Below are 16,638 nucleotides of genomic sequence, written 5' to 3'. Positions count from 1 at the left end.
CCCAGATACAGCACCCCCTTCAAAGACCCTACGTTCCACCCATACCCACAAACCAAGGCCATCAATCCTGGCCTGACTCTGCCATGATCACCACCAAGAAGCTTTGGACCGTCACTCCCATCATCAGCCTTCGGGTATTGCCCCGATTCCTCAGCCTGCGCCGGTGATCAGTACGCCATGGGATTCTTCTCCACGTTTCTGACGCGGTGCAGCAGGTTCAGGGGACGAGGATCGCGCGGCCGCGGACCTTGCCGGCGTCGAGGTCGCTGATTGCCTGTTGGAAGTCGTCGAGGGAGTATTTCTGGGTGTGGAGCGTGACTGCTCCGCGTGCTGCCAAGGCCATGAGGTCCTGCAGGTCGTTATAGCTGCCGACAAGGTTCCCGATGATGTTGATCTCGGAAGACACCAGGTCGATGGTCGGCACGTTGATGTTCTCGCCGTAGCCGACGACGAAGTAGTCTCCCGCCTGCCTGGTCATGGCGATGCCCTCCGTGGTGGCCCCACCTTCGCCGACGAAGTCGATGAGTACTTCGGCGCCGTGGCCGCCGGTGAGTTCCAGGACCTGTTCCACCTGTGTTCCGTCGGCGAGAACGCCCTCGTCGGCCCCGATGCTCTTCGCGAGTTCCAGGGCGGCCGGATTCCGGTCGACGACGACGATCCGGCTGGGCGTGAGTGCTTTGAGGACCTGAATTCCGATGTGCCCGAGTCCTCCAGCCCCGATGACGACACAGGTATCGCGGGGGGTGAGCCGCTTGGCGGCTTTCGCGGCCGCATGGTATGCGGTGAGGCCGGCATCGGCGAGAGCGGCGACATCGGCTGGTTCGAGGGCGTCGTCGATCCTCACCACGGAGCGTGCCGACGTCAACAGGTATTCCGCGTACCCGCCGTGTGTGTCGATTCCGGGGAACTTGCTGGTTTCGCAGTGCACGTCATCTCCCGAGCGGCAGGCGCGGCAGAGCCCACACGTCACGAGTGGGTGGAGGATCACCTTGTCGCCGACCTGGACATTCGTCACCGCGCTTCCGGTGGCGTGAACCCACCCGGCGTTCTCGTGACCGATCGTGTAGGGCAGATGGACCTGTGATTTTTCGGCCCACTGTCCTTCAAGGATGTGAAGGTCGGTTCTGCAGACACCGGCCCCGCCGATTCGGACGACGACGTCCCACGGCCCGGTTACTTCCGGCCTGGGCACCTCGGCCATCTTCAGTCCTTCGTGGTAGCCGACGACCTGGACGGCTCGCATGGTGCTCACTGGTGGATCTCCTTGATTGTGACTGGAAGCAGGGTGTGTTGGGTGCTGGGTTCTGCGCCTTCCGGACGGGCGCTCTGGTCGGCTTCGGATCCTGCGTAGCGGGTACGGAGCAGCCCCCTGCAGAAGTGGGCGTTTCCGTCGATGGAGATGCGGGTCGACCGGGCTCGTCTCAGTGCCATGGGCACAGCCTCCAGCGCGTACGTGCGGCCTTCATGATCGACCAGGACGATTGCGTCCGGATGCGTGGGCAGCCCGAGTGCTTCCCGTCGGCGGAGAAGAGCTGTCTTGGTGCGACCGGCCGGGATGTCCGCCAGCGGGATCCGGCCGATGTCTGATTCGGGAAGGTTCCGGTTGGCGCGAAGCAATTCCGTAAGGCACCGTTCCATTGCGGCAGTGTGCGCTTTCTTTCGGAACGTCCAGCGCAGCTCGTCAAGGCCTTCCTCCGCCTCGTGGCGGAAGGTTCCCCGGTACCCGGCGTCCGCGGCGAGCCCGGCATTGATCAGGTCGGAGTCGTGGTGGTCGTCCAACTCGACGACCACCCTGTCGACTCCTTCCAATGCCGCGATGGCGTCCTTGCTGTCGGACGCCATGAGGTAGGCGAAATTGGGTGAGCAGAACGACGTCGGAAGACGCAGGTGCACGCTGATGGTCAATCCTCCGACACCGTGCATGACGTCGATGGATCGCACGAACCCAAGGTCAGTGATGGGTTCGTCGAGTTCGGGATCCTGCACGGCACTGAGGGCGCGTCGGATGTCGTCGGTCTCGAGCAGGGTCGCGCGAGGGGACGGCCGGGTCTGAATGTCTGTCATCACACGCCCGCCAGATCTGCCCGCTCGGGCTGGCGCGGACCCGTCGTGGGCTCCCCGGCGTCGGGGAGCTGCAGGGCCGCAGGCACCGGGATGTCGTACATTTTTGCGGCATTCAGCCCGAGGATCTTCTTCTTCTGGTCGATGGTCAGCGGGGCGTACTCAGTCATGTCCTCGGGGATCTGGAAGTCGACGAACGCTTCGATGAGCCACCGTGGCGTCCATAGGGCGTAGTCGCTGGAGAACTGGATGCGGTCCTCGCCGATCCAGTAGATGAGCTCGCCGATGATCTGCGCGAAGTAGCGGGGGCGGGTGTGCATGAAGGGCATGGCGACGGCAAGGCCACCGTGCACGTTCGGCTCCTGGGTGGCGATCCAGCAGAAGTCTTCCAGACGGGGCAGTCCGACGTGCTCGACGACGAAGTTCAGGTCGGTGAAGTCGGTGGCGGCGTGATCGACGTCGGAGACGTCGAAGGCATCCCGGTCCAAGGGGCGGATCGTGGGGCCCTTGTGGACGTGGATGTTCTTCACGCCGAGCTTGCGGCACTCCTCGAAGTAGCGGTAGGTCCAAGGATCGGACAGCTTGTAGCCGCGCGAGTCTCCGTTCCATTCCGCGGTGTAGAGCTTCACGCCCTTGAAGTTCATCCGCTCGTGGTCAGCCCGCAATTGGTCCAGGCCGGCCTCGCCGTTGCGCGGGTCGAAGCAATGGTTGTAGCTGAGCTGGGTCGGGTTGGCCGCGGCGAGGGCATAGGCTTCCTCGGTCTGTCCGAACCCGGTCTTGTAGAACTCGCCGAGGTAGGCGGGCTGGAAGATCGCGTGATCGACGTAGCCGTCCTCGAAGATGTCCTTCATCAGGCGCTTGCCGCCCTGGTACAGGTATTCCTCGTAGGTCCACAGTTGGTCAGCGGGGGAGAGGTTGCGGTGATAATCGTAGAAGCAGTCGATGAACTGCTTGCCGTGGATGTTGAGTTGGTTCTCCGGACGGGCGTCCCACAGAGCGATGTGGGCGTCGACGATGAAGTAGTTCTCGCCGTCTTTGGTGTACATGCCATATCTCCATCTCCTCGCAACTGCCGTAGTTGCGATGGGAGAGACGCTACGAGCTTTCCAAGAACGCAAAGTGTGATCGGCGTCTCAATTTGAGACGGACGGTGCTGACCGACGAACGGCAGCCCCGCTAGTCTCGAGGGACAAAGTTCAAGGAGGACGGCGATGAAGCCGAACCACATCCCCTCTCCCGTTCCGTCGCGCGAGAGTGCCGGAAAGGACGGAGTATCCGTCGGGGCTCGGCGGCTCCTGGCGTCCTGGCAGAGAAGCCAGGAGTACGGCGTGTCCGCAGAATCCGTTGATCCCACCTGGGCCGGTGACATCCCCGACGATTCGCTGTTCTACCAGTGCGGACAGGAAGTACTCGCAGGCCTTCACGAGTCGCTGGTGAACGAGCCGCTCAGTCTCATGCTCACCGACGCAGACGGGCTTGTGCTGAACAGATTCAGCGGAGACTCGTCCCTCCTGCGCGCATTGGATCGCGTCTACCTGGCGCCGGGCTTCGCGTTCTCCGAGCGCCAGGCCGGAACCAATGGACTCGGACTTGCGTTGGCCGACAAGGTACCCACCCTTGTGCGAGCCGAAGAGCACTACAGCGCGAGCCTGCGGACCTACACCTGCGCAGCAGTGCCCGTGCTGGACCCGGTCACAGGGAGCATCGAAGGAAGCGTCAACATCACCACCTGGTCCAAAACCTCACCCGGCCTACTGCTCGCCCTCGCCCAGTCCGCAGCGACGAACACCTCCACCCTCATGTCCAGCCGATCAAGGGGACGGGTTCAGCCCGCCAAGCCCCAAGGAGGAGTGTTTCGGGTCCAACGTCCGAGGCTTGAGCCGGCAGCAGGCACGATGCGCGCCATGTCTGCCCCCTGGACCTCAGCCTTGCAGAAAGCAACTGAGGCCCTAGCCATAGGAGACGTCGTTGCCGCGGTCGGAGAACCTGGAAGTGGACGGGCCACACTCTTGGGTCAGGCGCTCCGTCAGGCACACCCCGCCAGCCGAATCCTCTGCGCGTCCGTACCCGCACCTGACATGGTCGAAGAATGGCTGGCGCTCTGGACTCCCGAACTCTGCAAGCCGGACACCGCGATCATCATCGAGAATGCTGATTTCCTTCCAGCATGGGCCGCACAGAATATTGCAGGTCAGGTACGGAACCTCCCCGGCGCCACGACCCACTCGTCGCCCGACACTTCAACAACGGTCCCGCTCCTTCACTGGGCTTTCACAGCGGAGAACCTCGACCATGTCCCAGCGGAACTGACGCGTGCAGTCGCGCGCGTCATCCCCGTCCCAGCACTGAGAGAGCGGCCCGCGGACATCATGCCCCTCGCCAGGTACGCGGCCCGCCAGACAAGGCTGCGCGACCTCGACTTCACCCCAGCAGCCGAACGAGCGCTTGCCAACTACGACTGGCCAGGAAATACCGACGAACTCGTCCACGCAATCCACGCGGCCGCACTCGTCACCGATATCATCGACACGCACCACCTCCCTCCCGGGTTGATCGGACCCACCGCGAGGAGACTGACCCGGATAGAGACCTTCGAACGAGACGAAATAGCACGACTTCTCTCACGCCCCGGCACATCCGTTGCCGAAGCCGCAGCGGAACTAGGCATCAGCCGAGCCACCATCTACCGACGCCTCACCAAATTAGGTATCAACCCACGGAGTTGACCGCTTCCGCTGCTGCCGCGAGGGTCGCCACGACCGCCCCTGCTATCCCAGCAGCTGGGCGGATAATTCATCTATGTCAACCCATGTTGACGAGGCTAGCTTTATCAACCAAGCGTCTCTCCTTATCAGCCGTCGCCTACTTAGCATTCGCAAGCAACAGAGCAATAGATCACGAGGCCGGAGACGCTTCAAGACACCATTGCCGCGGTCGTCATCTACCCCGTCGATCCGACCAGAGCGAAGCGCCAAGAGCGGGATGTTCCGTCTACTTCGTCGTGATGGGGCTCGATGCAGCTCTTAGGTATGGGGCGATGCCGGCTGACGGATGGGGAAGGCAACGTGCGCGACCGGTTCCTCATCTGGCCCGGTGGAGGGATCGGCAAAGTAGTACTCCCTAGGCGAACCTGCTTGCTCGACGTCATTTTCATCGATCCAAATTCTGATGGAATCGTAGGCGGAGAGAATATCTGGATACCGGATGTGGGCGCGGGTGATCGTGACGAAAGCCTCGAGGTGCGCCGGTTCCACTCTGGTGCGCAGGGTTGTGTCTTTCGCTCGCTCGATGTCGATTGGGAGCGCCGACTCCACGGGCCCGTCACTGTCCTTGGAGACATCACCGTGGTACATCACGATGGAAGCATCCACTTGCCCCCCAAGTCCTGCCGCAGCAGCTTGCTGCCGAATACCTGTTTGCACAATCCAGTCGCTGCGATTCGGGGCATCGACGTAGGCCTGCTCGGTAAGCAGCGTTTGGGCTGGTATTTCGCGTGTGGTGACAGGGAACATGATGTAGCAATCCCATCTATCGGTGTTGGTGTGGAAGAGGAGCTCGAGGATGGTGCGGTGGTAGTCGGATTGGCGACAGGCTGGGACCTCCACGACATAACGTAGGGTTCCGTTGTTCGCGGGGCGTATTGACCGGTTCCGCTGCTGAGTGCATCGGCACCCCGGTCCGTCGGTGCAGCCAGATCGATCGTTGGGCGCGCAACTGGTCAGGCTCGCACGCTCGGTAGCCCGTTTGCGAGTCCACCTTCGCCGGCAGGAGCAGTCCGTTCTGTGCGTGCAGCCGCAATGCCCTGGGTGAGGGCGGCGATCGCTTTGAGCACCGACCAGCTGAAAGCCACTTCGGTTGCCTCATTGACCTCCTCCGGCGCGGACTGCGTCCGCTCTCAGGTTCAGCGTCCGCTCCGCCCCAGGGGCGAAGTCAACATCACGGCCTCGACACGCGCTGTTCAGGAGTCCGCGCACCGCAACCTGGCTTTCGGGGTCTTGTCGGGGCAACCTTGGCCACGAAGATCCGGCAGTCCGTATGCGGCCACCGGCGCCGATACTGGGGTGTACGCTAGTACACCGTCAGAGGGAAAGCGGTCCTTCGGGGTTCTTACAGGATGAAATGGGTGGTGGGGACCTTCTGGCCGATGGAGGCCAGGACTTGCGCTGAAATGTCGTGGACTTTGACGTTTTGCCCGCTGGATGCGGCGAGGAGGATACGCATCGCCTCATCGTGGCTGCATTGGTTCTGCCCCATGATGATGCCCGCGGCGAGGAGAATCGCTGTCCGTGATTCCAGGGTGCTCATCAGCTGGTGATTGGTGTCGGTGACCTGCGCGAGACGAACCGCCAGACGTAAGGCTCTCGAGGCACCCTGCGCTATCTGCAGCGCTTCAGCTTGTGCCTCCTCGTTGAAAGCATCGGGGTGTTCGGCATACAGGTCTAAGGCTGCTCGAACCCCACCGTCCAGGGGAATCGGGGTGCCAAGAGCGGACAGGATGCCGTAGTTCCTGACGACGTTGGTGTACTCACCGAAGCGGGTGTCGGAACGAAAATCGGTCACGTACTGCACTTGGCCGCTCCGGGCCGCGCGAACACAGGGTCCGTCGTTGAAGCGGTACTGCACCTCATCGATGCGCTGCGCACGAGCGCTGCTGCTGGCAATGGTCATTTTCGTTCGTGGTCGCAGCAGCGTCACCCCGCACAGAATGGTCGTCCTCGAGGTGCTGAACTTCGAGGCGGCACGCTGGGCCAGCAGGGTCAGCAACTGGCCCCTGTCACCGCTGTCCAGGACGAGGTTCTGCATTTCATCTGCGAAAGCACGTGCATCAGCGTCTGTATCGCCGGGTTGTGGGGTGGACATCAAAGAGCCCGCCTTCACGCTCCGCGTTGATCCCTTCACCACGATGGTGAAAGCGCTGAAGCTATAGAGCCGCCTGCTACTAGACGACACCCTCACTGTACAGACGAGCTCAAACGCACCTGCGCTTAACCGGTCCGCTCCAGACCTTTCTTCTCAACCACAGATAGCCGACCTTCGACGCCGGCGATATTGGCTGAAAGGGCGATTCCGGAGTAGCGCGGCCGCACGGGGAACAGCTGGGTGAGGGTAGTCCCTAGGGCCGCGTAGGAGATGTGTTGGGGTGCGGCTCGGCCGGTGAAGAGTGTCTTCCGGCTCATCCGGTCTCTGGTCGAGGTTGAAGGGCGGGTACTCCTCTCGCATGGGCGGTGATTCAATGAGCGAGTCCGCGCTGGTCCTCTCGAAAGGCGCCCTACTGGTAGGGCCGCTGGCCCTCTCGTGCTGCAGGTGACGACTGCGGCCGGGCACGCTCTGGTCAGTGGTCATGGTTGCCGTGTTGCGCCCGCTCGATGAGCGTTGCCAACGCACCGTGCAGTGTGTGGCGTTCAGGGACAGTGGCCGAGGTGTCCCCGAGATGTATTTCGTACATGCGTTCGTCGGGGTACTTCCGGCAGCTTTCGTCGGCTTGCTCGAGCGCGGTAAGGAGCGGAGTGCAATCCGAATCAGGGATGTCAGTCGACCACTGCCGGGTCAGGCTGGTGAATCCGCCGCTTCGAGTGACTTCAAGATGCATTGGGGTGACTTCTTTCCTTGGCCCAGGTACGGCATGGCGCATTTCACGGTGGAGGTTCAGGTGCACCAGAACCAGCCCGGCGGTCGCCAGGACACAGGGACCGCATGTTGTCGTCCTGCGCCGCAGCGCGTGCAGCAGTATCGCGCCCACGCCGGTTCGACGTGGCCGTTCGGAAGCGTGTGTTGCAGGCTGTACTCCGGGTAGATCAAGTTCTCGTCAGTCCCGCAGCTCAGGCAGACAGGGGTTGTGTCGGCCGCGCTGGCCTTCCGGGACGCATATCTTCTCATCGCCGCGGAATGTAGTGCCTGTGACGGTGGGACGGCCACGCGGTGAGCCGTGAGTAGATCGATGGGCCTCTGCTCGGCGTCCTTCTGACTGGTGGGCATCAGTGCGTGGCTCCCATGAGACGGCCGCGCGCCATGGAGCGTGCCAGGTTGAAGAACTGGTCCCGTTGGCCCGCCGCCCAGGGCTGGTCGACTGCTTCAGCCCACAGGGGCCTCACTAGGCTCGGGTCTGCCACGCGGGTGGCAGAACCGTTGAGCAGCACCGACCATCCGCTGCGGGCCTCTGTGTCGATGCGGTCGATCTGAAACGCTGCGTGCTCGAGGTAGCTGGCGGCGTTGGTGCCCTCGGTGGAGGTGCGGAAGTACACATGGTCGGCCATCATGAAGTAGCTCACCGGCACAATGTCCAGCACCCCGTCACGGAAGAAGCCGAGCCGGCCCGCGGATTGCGTCGCTGCCAAAGCCCAACACTGGGCACTGGTGAGTGCTTTCGCAGCGTTCAGCCCGCCCTCGGACTCCCCGTAGGCGTCCTGGTGCTCTATCGGAGAGTTGTGTCTCGTCCTGGACGTCGATGGGTCAGGAGTGGCGGAGGAGGTGGTTGTCATGGTGTTGTCTTCTTCCCGTTTGATACGGAGACCGATCACCAGCACACCAAAAGTGCCCGCGACAGCTTGGGCGGGAGCAGGCGTCGCAGCTCGTCATGGACTGGCGTCAACGCCTGGTGATCTCCTGATTTTCAGGCTACGGAACGAGGAAGTGCCTTATCAGGGCCCAAAGGCCCTGATAAGGCACTTTTATTTGCTGCTGGTGGCGGGCGTGCACTGTGCGGGGACGGTCATCAGTTCGGGTGTCGCCGGAATGAGGTCGCAGTGACTTGTACCCTCAGCGCGCTTGCCGGAATCATCGAGGGGCCACAGCCGCTGCTCTGACCCGACGGAGGACAGGACGGATGCTGCAGGGGCTGTGTGGGCGGGGTCTGGTTTGTTGCTGCAATGCGCCTTTGCAGGATGTCAGGTGCTCGTCAGTGGATGGTTCCTCGCCGGGATGGATGACCGAAGGCTACGTGGCTGACGCTTCCTGGTTGACGGGGTTGTTCGAGCCACTGCGGGGGAAGGCCCGTCCGCTGATGGACCCGGGAACCAGGCGCATGAACCGGTCTTTACGACCGCTTTCCCACGGATGAAGGGGCAGTTGCACTGTGGCCAGAAGCTCGGAGGTCACCGCGATAGTCGCTGCGTCTCCTTTCACGACAACACTCCACACCACCTCCTGGCCTGTGCCATCGTCTGTGTACGAGCCATCCGCTTCGAGCGCGGCAGGGGCGTGTTCGGCGGCAAGGGATTTTGTGCCTTCGGATGTCCTGTAGACGACTGTCCCGTGATCGACGGTGAAGTTGATGGGGAAGATCTCGGGCCGCCCGTCCTTGCAGAGGGCAAGACGCCCGACGGACGTCGCACGCAGGAGCGCCCAGCATTCATGTGCTGGAAGGATCCTCGTAGGTGTGGGCTCAGCGTTCATACCGTGACACTATGAAGCTGCTGCTCCACCGGCTAGGGCACTAGGTCCTGTTACGGCGCTTCAGCAAGCGTACGTGCCAGCGTCATCCGAACGACCGGGTGAATCGATTACCTCAGGAACTTCATGGAAGTTCAACCACGGCACTCGGGAGCGTTCAGTGGTAACAGGATCCCAGCACGAATCGGTGACCCCGCACGATCAGACCATTACTGCCACCTCAGCGGCGGGAATCGGAAACCTCCTCGCAGCTTTCGAGTCCATGGCCGATGATATCGATCTGGATACCGTCCTCGAACGCGTCATCTCGGCCGCTTGTCAGCTGGTTGACGCACACTACGGTGCGCTGGGCGTTATCGGCCCGAACGGGACACTGGGTCAGTTCATTACGGTGGGACTTCAGGATGATCACATCAAACGGATCGGGTCCCCGCCTCAGGGGCACGGCGTGCTGGGTCTTCTTGTCAGCGAACCCCGGCCGTTACGGCTTCAGGACCTGCGCCATCACGATCGCGCCACGGGGTTCCCGGAGCGTCATCCGCAGATGGGTTCATTCCTGGGTGTCCCGATCCGGATCCACGGGACGGTTTTTGGGAACCTTTACCTCACGGAAAAAAATGGGGAGGAAGACTTTACCGACACCGATGAGAAGCTGCTCATCGCCCTTGCGGCCGCGGCCGGCGTCGCCATCGAGAATTCGCGCCTCTTCCACGACTCGACCCGACGAACGCAGTGGCTCGAAGGCGGCCTGAACGCCGCACATGAGCTCCTCGAGCAACCCGATGATGCCCGCAATGACCTCGAACTAATCGCACACCACGCCCTGCACGCATCACGCAGCGACCTCACTGTCGTGCTGCGTGACTTCGGCCAGCAGCGGGGCCTGATCTGCGAAGCCGCGGACGGCGTCAATGCCGGAGCTTTCATCGGACAATCAGGGGCTGACAACGTACAACTCGACGGACTGACAGCACAATCGCCGCCGCTCCTGCTGACGGAGGAGGACATCAACCAGCTCCTTCCAGGAGCGCCACCGGCAACGATCTCCACAGCCCTCCTCACACGCCTCGCGGGGACCGGGGAACGGCAGTTCCTCCTCTTCGGCAGACCTGCGGAATTCCCGCCCTTCTCGGACGTCGATCATGAGATGGTGACCTCGTTCACCTCCCACGTGGCCCTGTCTCTGGAGCTACTGCGGGTCCACCGGCAGCGGGAGCAGGAAGCGGTCTTCGGCGATCGCGACCGGATCGCCCGCGACCTCCACGACCTGGTGATCCAACGACTCTTCGCGGCGGGCCTGAGCATCCAAAGTTTGCACAAATACCTGCCGGATGCCGAGGCTCTTGAACGGATCGAGGCCGTCACCGTCGAACTGGACGCGACGATCAGGGAACTGCGCGACACCATCTACTCGCTGCGCTCCATCCCTCAGAGCACCCAGACATTCACGTCCAGTATCTTCACCCTCGTTGCGAGAGTCTTCGACGGTCACGACCTTCAACCTGTCCTGCACCTCGCCGGACCCCTCGACGCCACCATCGATCCGGCGTGGGCTGATCACGTGCGGGCGATCCTCCTCGAGGGTTTGTCCAATGCGCTCCGCCATGCCGGCGCGCGGTCCATCACGACGACGCTGCAGGCACTGCCGGACCGCCTAGAGCTGCGGATCACCGACGACGGGTCAGGGTTTGAACAGACACCGTCGCGCAGCGGGCTGGCGAATATGCGGCGTCGCGCCGAGCTCTGCGGAGGCACCCTCACGATCTCCAGTCCCCCGGGCAGGGGAACGGATGTCCTGGTCACGGTGCCTCTAACATCCTCGCCAACCGTTTTACCTCTACTTGCTCCTAGCGCGTAGGGGCCGGTGGTTCTGAGGGCCGGGAAATGTAGACGGCGGCCTGGGTGCGGCGCTGGAAGCCGAGCTTCGCCAGGAGCGCGGAGACGTAGTTCTTGACGGTTTTCTCGGCCAGGAACAGTTCGGCGCCGATCTGCCGGTTCGTCAGTCCGCCTCCGATCAGTGTGAGGACCTTTTTCTCCTGCGCTGTCAGGCCGGCCAGGCGCACGTCCTCCTGTGGGGCGTCGCGCAGTCCGGCGATGATGCGCTCCTTCAACCCTGGCTCGAACAGAGACTCACCCGCGGCGGCCCTGCGTGCCTTGCCGACCAGATCGGAGCCGATGATCTCCTTCAGGATGTATCCGGAGGCCCCGGCCAGGACGGCGCCCCGCACCGCCTGGTCGTCGTCGTAGCTGGTCAGGATGACACACGACAGGGACGGGTCGATCGAGCGCACATCACGGCACACCTCGATTCCCGTCCCGTCCGGCAACCTCGCGTCGAGGATCGAGATGTCAGGTGACAGGGCAGGGATTCGGCGCGTTGCTTCCTCGGCGGAGTCGGATTCCCCGACGATCACGCACCCCTGGGCCTCCAGCAGTTCTCGTAATCCTCGCCTGACCAGTTCGTGGTCGTCGAGGAGGAACACCGTGACGTCCTTCATCTGCTGATCACCGTCGTTACTCGCATCCCATATCTGCCTTAGTTTTTTCAGACCTGACGCCTGTCGACACCAAGCATCAGCATGATCCCGCCCGGCCTTCCCTGACAGGGCCTTACGTCCCCTTACCACTATGGACTGAGGAGGGGACGTAAGGCCCTACCTGCTTATTGCGGGACCGGCGACGATCGGAAGAAGTCGTGTTCCGCCCAGAAAAGGACTCCTCATGGACGCACCCTCTACCCCCCGCCGACGCGTCATCGTTGTGGGAGTTGATGGTTCCCCGTCGTCGATCGCTGCTCTGCAACTCGCCGTCAACCTCATGCCGCTGGCCGGTGACACCATCCACGCCCTCGCGGTATGGCAGCACCCCATTGCCTTCGGCCGTTACTCACCGCCCGTGGAGCACGACTACGAGGGACTCGCTCGCGAGGCCCTGGATCAGGCGGTGACCGAGGCGTTCCCCCCGGGGGCTCCTCGCCAGGCTGCGGACATTGAGCGCAGAGTGGTGCGCGGCCTCGCCGTGGAGGTCCTCATCCAGGAGAGCAGGCATGCCGCGATGGTCGTCGTCGGTTCCCGCGGTCATGGCGGGTTCGCAGGACTACTCCTGGGGTCCGTCAGTTCCGCACTGGCAGAGCGGGCGCAATGCCCGGTCCTCGTCGCCCACGGCGCGCTCCACCTCGCCGAGGGTGAGACCACCGCCCTGCCGCCCGTCCGGATACCGGCATGAACCCTCCCGGTGTCCCCGCCAAACCAGTGATCGTCGGCTACGACGGCTCCGATGGCTCCCGGCTCGCCGTGCAGTGGGCAGCCCACCACGCGGCGGCCACAGGTTTGGGCCTCGTCGTCGTGCACTGCTGGGTCTGGCCGTTCTTCACGCAGGACCTCGGCCCGGTTCCAACCGTGAAGGACAGCGGCCTTCGGAGCGCAGCGCAGCGGATCGCCGCTGAAGGCCTCGGCCTCGCTCGACAGGCCGAGCCCGACGTCGACACGAGCGAACGGCTCATCGTCGGCTTCCCTTCGGAAGTGCTCACCAGGCTCTCGGTGGAAGCCTCTCTGCTTGTCACCGGCACGCGCGGGCTCGGAGGTTTTGCGGGCCTGCTCATCGGATCGGTCAGCCTCCATCTCGCCGCCGCCGCGTCGTGCCCCATCGCGGTCATCCGTGATGATCAGCCCGCCAACGGCGACGTCCTGGTGGCGGTCGACGGATCCCCCGAGAGCGACCGCGCCGTCATCGCGGCAGCATCGCTGGCGACCACCCTGCACGCCCAGCTGCGCATCCTGCACGTCAGGCCCTACAGCCGGCATGTCGCCGCCCGACTCGCCGACCTCGAAAGCGACCCCGTCATCCAGCAGGCCTTGAATCTCCTGCCGGGCGACACGGACCTGACCGTCATCGAGGATTCGTTCGCCGAACACTCGGTACCCGGCGTCATCGTCCACCACACGCGCGGGGCCATGATCGTGGTGCTCGGAGCGAAGGGCAACAACACTCTCGGCGCCCGCCTCGGATCCACGGTCCACGCCGTGCTGCACCACGCCCAAGGGAGCGTCCTCGTCGTCCGCTGAGCCACAACACCCCGAACCAGAATCTCAGCCTTCAAGAAGGGCACGCGCTGAACAGCGCATCACTGGCAGCGCTCACCCGTCATCAAATGGACGATGCCTGAACGGCGTCCAGCAGGCGCAGCTCTCACACCGTTTCCGGAGGGCACGGGAAGACTCTGCGGCAGACCACGCTCGGGTTCCGGACCGGCGGCCGTCGGAGCGGGCACGAGAATCCGGGAGAAGTGACCTCGTGCGTGTTGCAGGGACGTGTGGCACACACTCCCGGCACCATGCCTGAAACGGTTTGACCGGGGACGTGATCGTCGTTGCGGATGCGCCGTATGCGCCAGGAATCGTCGAGGAGTTCGTTGGTGTCCTTGATCGTCGCTATGCCCCGATAGCGCCGTCTCTTACGTGGTGTGGCACTTCTCATGCCTGCGAGCACTGGACGCCGTTGTCGGCCGGCAGCATGTCTATCGCCGGCGTGGATCTTCCACGTCGCACGCTCATGCTCCCTACGTCAGGTGGCGCTCCTGCACCCTTGACGTCCCAGCTGACACCTTTCGTCCCTTCAACGCCAGATTGGTGCTGACCTCGGGGAACGGCTCGGCACGACACTGACCAAGCCGTTCGCTTACTGGAACTGTCTTCATGGGCGAAGCCGTCGCCTCGCAGCCCGATGCCGTGCGTGGTGTCGTGCGTGGTGTCGCGCGTGTATCTGGGCGATGATCTCAATCGCTGCGGCGCCGACCATCGCGGTGGCCAGGCTCATCGTGAGCAGGGCGTGTGGGGGGCCATGACAGGTCGAGGAAGTCGCGGACGACGGGGACGATGAGTACGGCCGCGAGACCTGCACACATCGCTAGAACGACAGCGACTCGCTGGGCATTCAGGGGTCGCGACGTGACCACGAGGATCCATAGGCCCACCAGTGTGAGCACGATGACAGATGCGGTCCGAACGGCCTGGGGATCGAAGGCGCCGCTGACTGTGGCATAGATGTTCAGCGCGATGACAGTTGCTGCAACAGTCATGCCGGCAGGTATAGCGAAAGTCAGGGAACGTCGGAGGAAGCCGGGTGTGTAGCGGCGCGTATTGGGCATCAGGGCGAGGAAGAATGCGGGGATCCCGATGGTCAGGCCGTCGGTGACGGATAGTTGCCGAGGAAGGAACGGAAAGGCCCACAGGAGCGAACCGAAGACGACGGAGATGACGATGGCGTAGGTCGTCTTGGTCAGAAACAGCATGGAGACGCGTTCGATATTCGCGATGACCCGCCGGCCTTCTGCCACCACGCCCGGCAGACGTGCGAACTGGCCGTCAAGAAGTACGAGGCGGGATACGGCCTTCGTGGCGGCCGCCGCTGAACCCATGGCGATACCGATGTCCGCCTCCTTCAAGGCCAGGACGTCGTTCACCCCGTCCCCGGTCATCGCTACTGTATGGCCGCGGCTTTGCAGAGCGCGGATCATTTCCTTCTTCTGTGTCGGCGTAACCCGTCCGAAGACGGTGTGTTCCTCCATCACTTCGGCGAGTAGTTCCTGATCATCCGGAAGGCTACGGGCGTCGAAGCCCTTGTCGATATCCAGTCCGACGTCGCGCGCGACGGCGGCGACCGTGTGCGGATCGTCGCCTGAAATGATCCTTAGGCTCACGCCCTGCTCGAGAAAATAGGCGAGGGTTCGCCCCGCGTCCGATCGTGTTTTTTCCCGGAAGGTCAGGAGGACTACGGGCACTGGGGTTAGTGGTAGCTGAGCATCATGGGGGGGATCACTTCGTAGAGCGCCGGAGGCGTGAGCCAGGATGAGGGTCCGTGAACCCGTTGATGCCAGGGCTGCAGCCTTCTCCAGCGTTGAATTCGTCCGCGGCGTATCAGAGGTCAGGACCAGTTCCGGTGCACCGAGCACCCAGGTTTCCTCGCCGCCATGCTCGACGTCGAAGCTGACCGCACTCCATTTTCTTGCTGAGGAGAAGGCCACAGTCGAGATGGGGGAGAGGCTCTGGCCGGAAGCGTACTGTTCGCTCAGGCATCGTGCGGTCGCGTTGGCGTTAGGGTCGGCCCCGAACCAGCCCAGTGCTTGTTCCCACCCCCGTACATGGTCGGAGCTGACTTCGTGGACGGCCTCGAACACGATACGGCCCTCGGTAAGGGTGCCGGTCTTGTCGAGGCAGAGGACATCGACTCGCGCGAGGCCCTCGACGGAGGCAAGCTCCTGAATGAGGACCTTCTCCCGCGCCAGCCTCACTCCGCCGACGGCGAACGCGACGCTGGTCAGCAGCACCAAGCCCAGAGGGATCATCGCGACGATGCTGGCGACCGCTCCAATAGCCCCTGTTCGCCAGGCCCCTGTGGTGATCGCCTGTGACCAACCACCGTTGGCTTGCATCTGCCCATTGATGACCAGCAACATCACGGGCAGCAACATCCACGTGATCCACTGCAGAATCTTGTTGAGGCTGCTGCGGATCTCGGAATTGACGAGCGAGAAGCGTTTGGCTTCTGCTGTCAGGCGACTCAGGGACGCGTCATCGCCGACGCGAATGACACGTGCCCGTCCCTGCCCGGCGAGAACGCTGGAGCCTGACAGCGCCTCCGAACCGGGGGGCTTATCGACTGGATCCGATTCACCGGTGAGCAGTGACTCGTCCAGCTGTAAACCCTCACTGTCGAGCACAACAGCGTCAGCGCTGAGCTGATCACCGGCGCGAAGCACGAGAATGTCGTCCCGAACAATGGTCGCTCTGGCGATTTCATGCGCAAACCCGTCACGGAGCACGCGGGCGGTAGGACGATCAAGGACAGCAAGTCGATCCAACGACCTTTTAGCCTGGTACTCCTGCACCACCCCGATGACAGCGTTGCCGATAGCAGCGAAGCCGAACAGGGCGTCCTGCCACTGGCCGATCACCAACAGCAGAGCAAAACTGCCGGCAACGATCCCGTTGAAAACGGTCAGGACGTTGGCACGGAAAATCTGCCACAAGCTCCTGCTGGACTGGTCGGACACCTCATTGCCGAAGCCTGCGAGGAGCCTTTGTGCCGCCGCTTCCCCTGAGAGTCCTGCTCTGGCCGGTGCCTGTGCGTCGGGCCGGACCATTGTGTGTCCCATATCTATGCGACGGTCCCGCCCTGCAGCTCCATTCG

The 16,638-nt window shown here is 63.1% G+C and carries 14 protein-coding genes; 4 read left to right on the top strand and 10 right to left on the bottom strand.

Going from position 1 to position 16,638, the window contains the following annotated elements:
* Positions 1-217 precede the first annotated feature (217 nt).
* Genes QFZ50_RS07835 through QFZ50_RS07825 form a run of 3 tightly spaced genes read right to left on the bottom strand, consistent with a single transcriptional unit; the run spans position 218 to position 3,107 of the window.
* Positions 218-1,252 (bottom strand): NAD(P)-dependent alcohol dehydrogenase, encoded by a 1,035-nt coding sequence (locus QFZ50_RS07835; RefSeq protein ID WP_307083178.1) that lies wholly within the window; start codon positions 1,250-1,252, stop codon positions 218-220.
* Complete coding sequence (locus QFZ50_RS07830) at positions 1,249-2,064, bottom strand: iron-sulfur cluster assembly protein (RefSeq protein ID WP_307083177.1); 816 nt, start codon at positions 2,062-2,064, stop codon at positions 1,249-1,251. Before QFZ50_RS07830 ends, QFZ50_RS07835 begins: the two co-directional genes overlap by 4 nt.
* A complete protein-coding gene (locus QFZ50_RS07825) occupies positions 2,064-3,107 on the bottom strand; it encodes an amidohydrolase family protein (RefSeq protein ID WP_307083176.1) in 1,044 nt (347 codons plus the stop codon). The genes QFZ50_RS07830 and QFZ50_RS07825 overlap by 1 nt, the downstream gene beginning before the upstream one ends.
* A gap of 282 nt (positions 3,108-3,389) precedes the next feature.
* Between QFZ50_RS07825 and QFZ50_RS07820 the strand changes: the two genes are divergently transcribed.
* Positions 3,390-4,787, top strand: coding sequence for a helix-turn-helix domain-containing protein (locus QFZ50_RS07820; protein WP_307083175.1), 1,398 nt, complete (start codon positions 3,390-3,392; stop codon positions 4,785-4,787).
* Positions 4,788-5,084: 297 nt separating this feature from the next.
* Here the strand turns inward: QFZ50_RS07820 and QFZ50_RS07815 are convergent, their stop codons facing one another.
* From QFZ50_RS07815 to QFZ50_RS07795, 5 genes are all read right to left on the bottom strand, one after another.
* Positions 5,085-5,666: a hypothetical protein gene (locus QFZ50_RS07815; RefSeq protein ID WP_307083174.1), complete on the bottom strand. Its 582-nt coding sequence runs from the start codon at positions 5,664-5,666 to the stop codon at positions 5,085-5,087.
* A 502-nt stretch (positions 5,667-6,168) separates the two neighbouring features.
* Entirely contained in the window at positions 6,169-6,864 is a 696-nt protein-coding gene (locus tag QFZ50_RS07810) for a GAF and ANTAR domain-containing protein (RefSeq protein ID WP_307083173.1), read from the bottom strand.
* A gap of 529 nt (positions 6,865-7,393) precedes the next feature.
* A complete protein-coding gene (locus tag QFZ50_RS07805) occupies positions 7,394-7,651 on the bottom strand; it encodes a hypothetical protein (protein WP_307083172.1) in 258 nt (85 codons plus the stop codon).
* 385 nt (positions 7,652-8,036) lie between these two features.
* Positions 8,037-8,540 (bottom strand): pyridoxamine 5'-phosphate oxidase family protein, encoded by a 504-nt coding sequence (locus QFZ50_RS07800; RefSeq protein WP_307083171.1) that lies wholly within the window; start codon positions 8,538-8,540, stop codon positions 8,037-8,039.
* A gap of 454 nt (positions 8,541-8,994) precedes the next feature.
* The gene (locus QFZ50_RS07795; protein ID WP_307083170.1) at positions 8,995-9,453 is read right to left on the bottom strand and encodes a pyridoxamine 5'-phosphate oxidase family protein; all 459 of its coding nucleotides are present in this window, start codon (positions 9,451-9,453) and stop codon (positions 8,995-8,997) included.
* 259 nt (positions 9,454-9,712) lie between these two features.
* On the opposite strand from QFZ50_RS07795, the gene QFZ50_RS07790 reads away from it, so the two are divergent.
* Entirely contained in the window at positions 9,713-11,308 is a 1,596-nt protein-coding gene (locus QFZ50_RS07790; protein WP_307083169.1) for a GAF domain-containing sensor histidine kinase, read from the top strand.
* On the opposite strand, the gene QFZ50_RS07785 is transcribed toward QFZ50_RS07790, so the two are convergent.
* A complete protein-coding gene (locus tag QFZ50_RS07785) occupies positions 11,298-11,948 on the bottom strand; it encodes a response regulator (protein WP_307083168.1) in 651 nt (216 codons plus the stop codon). The genes QFZ50_RS07790 and QFZ50_RS07785 overlap by 11 nt on opposite strands.
* Positions 11,949-12,171: 223 nt before the next feature.
* Between QFZ50_RS07785 and QFZ50_RS07780 the strand changes: the two genes are divergently transcribed.
* Both QFZ50_RS07780 and QFZ50_RS07775 read left to right on the top strand, forming a co-directional pair.
* A complete protein-coding gene (locus QFZ50_RS07780; protein ID WP_307083167.1) occupies positions 12,172-12,675 on the top strand; it encodes a universal stress protein in 504 nt (167 codons plus the stop codon).
* Positions 12,672-13,514: a universal stress protein gene (locus QFZ50_RS07775; protein WP_307083166.1), complete on the top strand. Its 843-nt coding sequence runs from the start codon at positions 12,672-12,674 to the stop codon at positions 13,512-13,514. The genes QFZ50_RS07780 and QFZ50_RS07775 overlap by 4 nt, the downstream gene beginning before the upstream one ends.
* A gap of 710 nt (positions 13,515-14,224) precedes the next feature.
* Here the strand turns inward: QFZ50_RS07775 and QFZ50_RS07770 are convergent.
* The gene (locus tag QFZ50_RS07770; protein ID WP_307083165.1) at positions 14,225-16,591 is read right to left on the bottom strand and encodes an HAD-IC family P-type ATPase; all 2,367 of its coding nucleotides are present in this window, start codon (positions 16,589-16,591) and stop codon (positions 14,225-14,227) included.
* Positions 16,592-16,638: the final 47 nt, after the last annotated feature.

The sequence above is a fragment of the Arthrobacter agilis genome, assembly GCF_030816075.1.
GTDB lineage: Bacteria > Actinomycetota > Actinomycetes > Actinomycetales > Micrococcaceae > Arthrobacter_D > Arthrobacter_D agilis_E.
The sequence above is the reverse complement of the archived record's forward strand: the minus strand, read 5'-3'. Positions and strand labels throughout refer to the sequence as shown.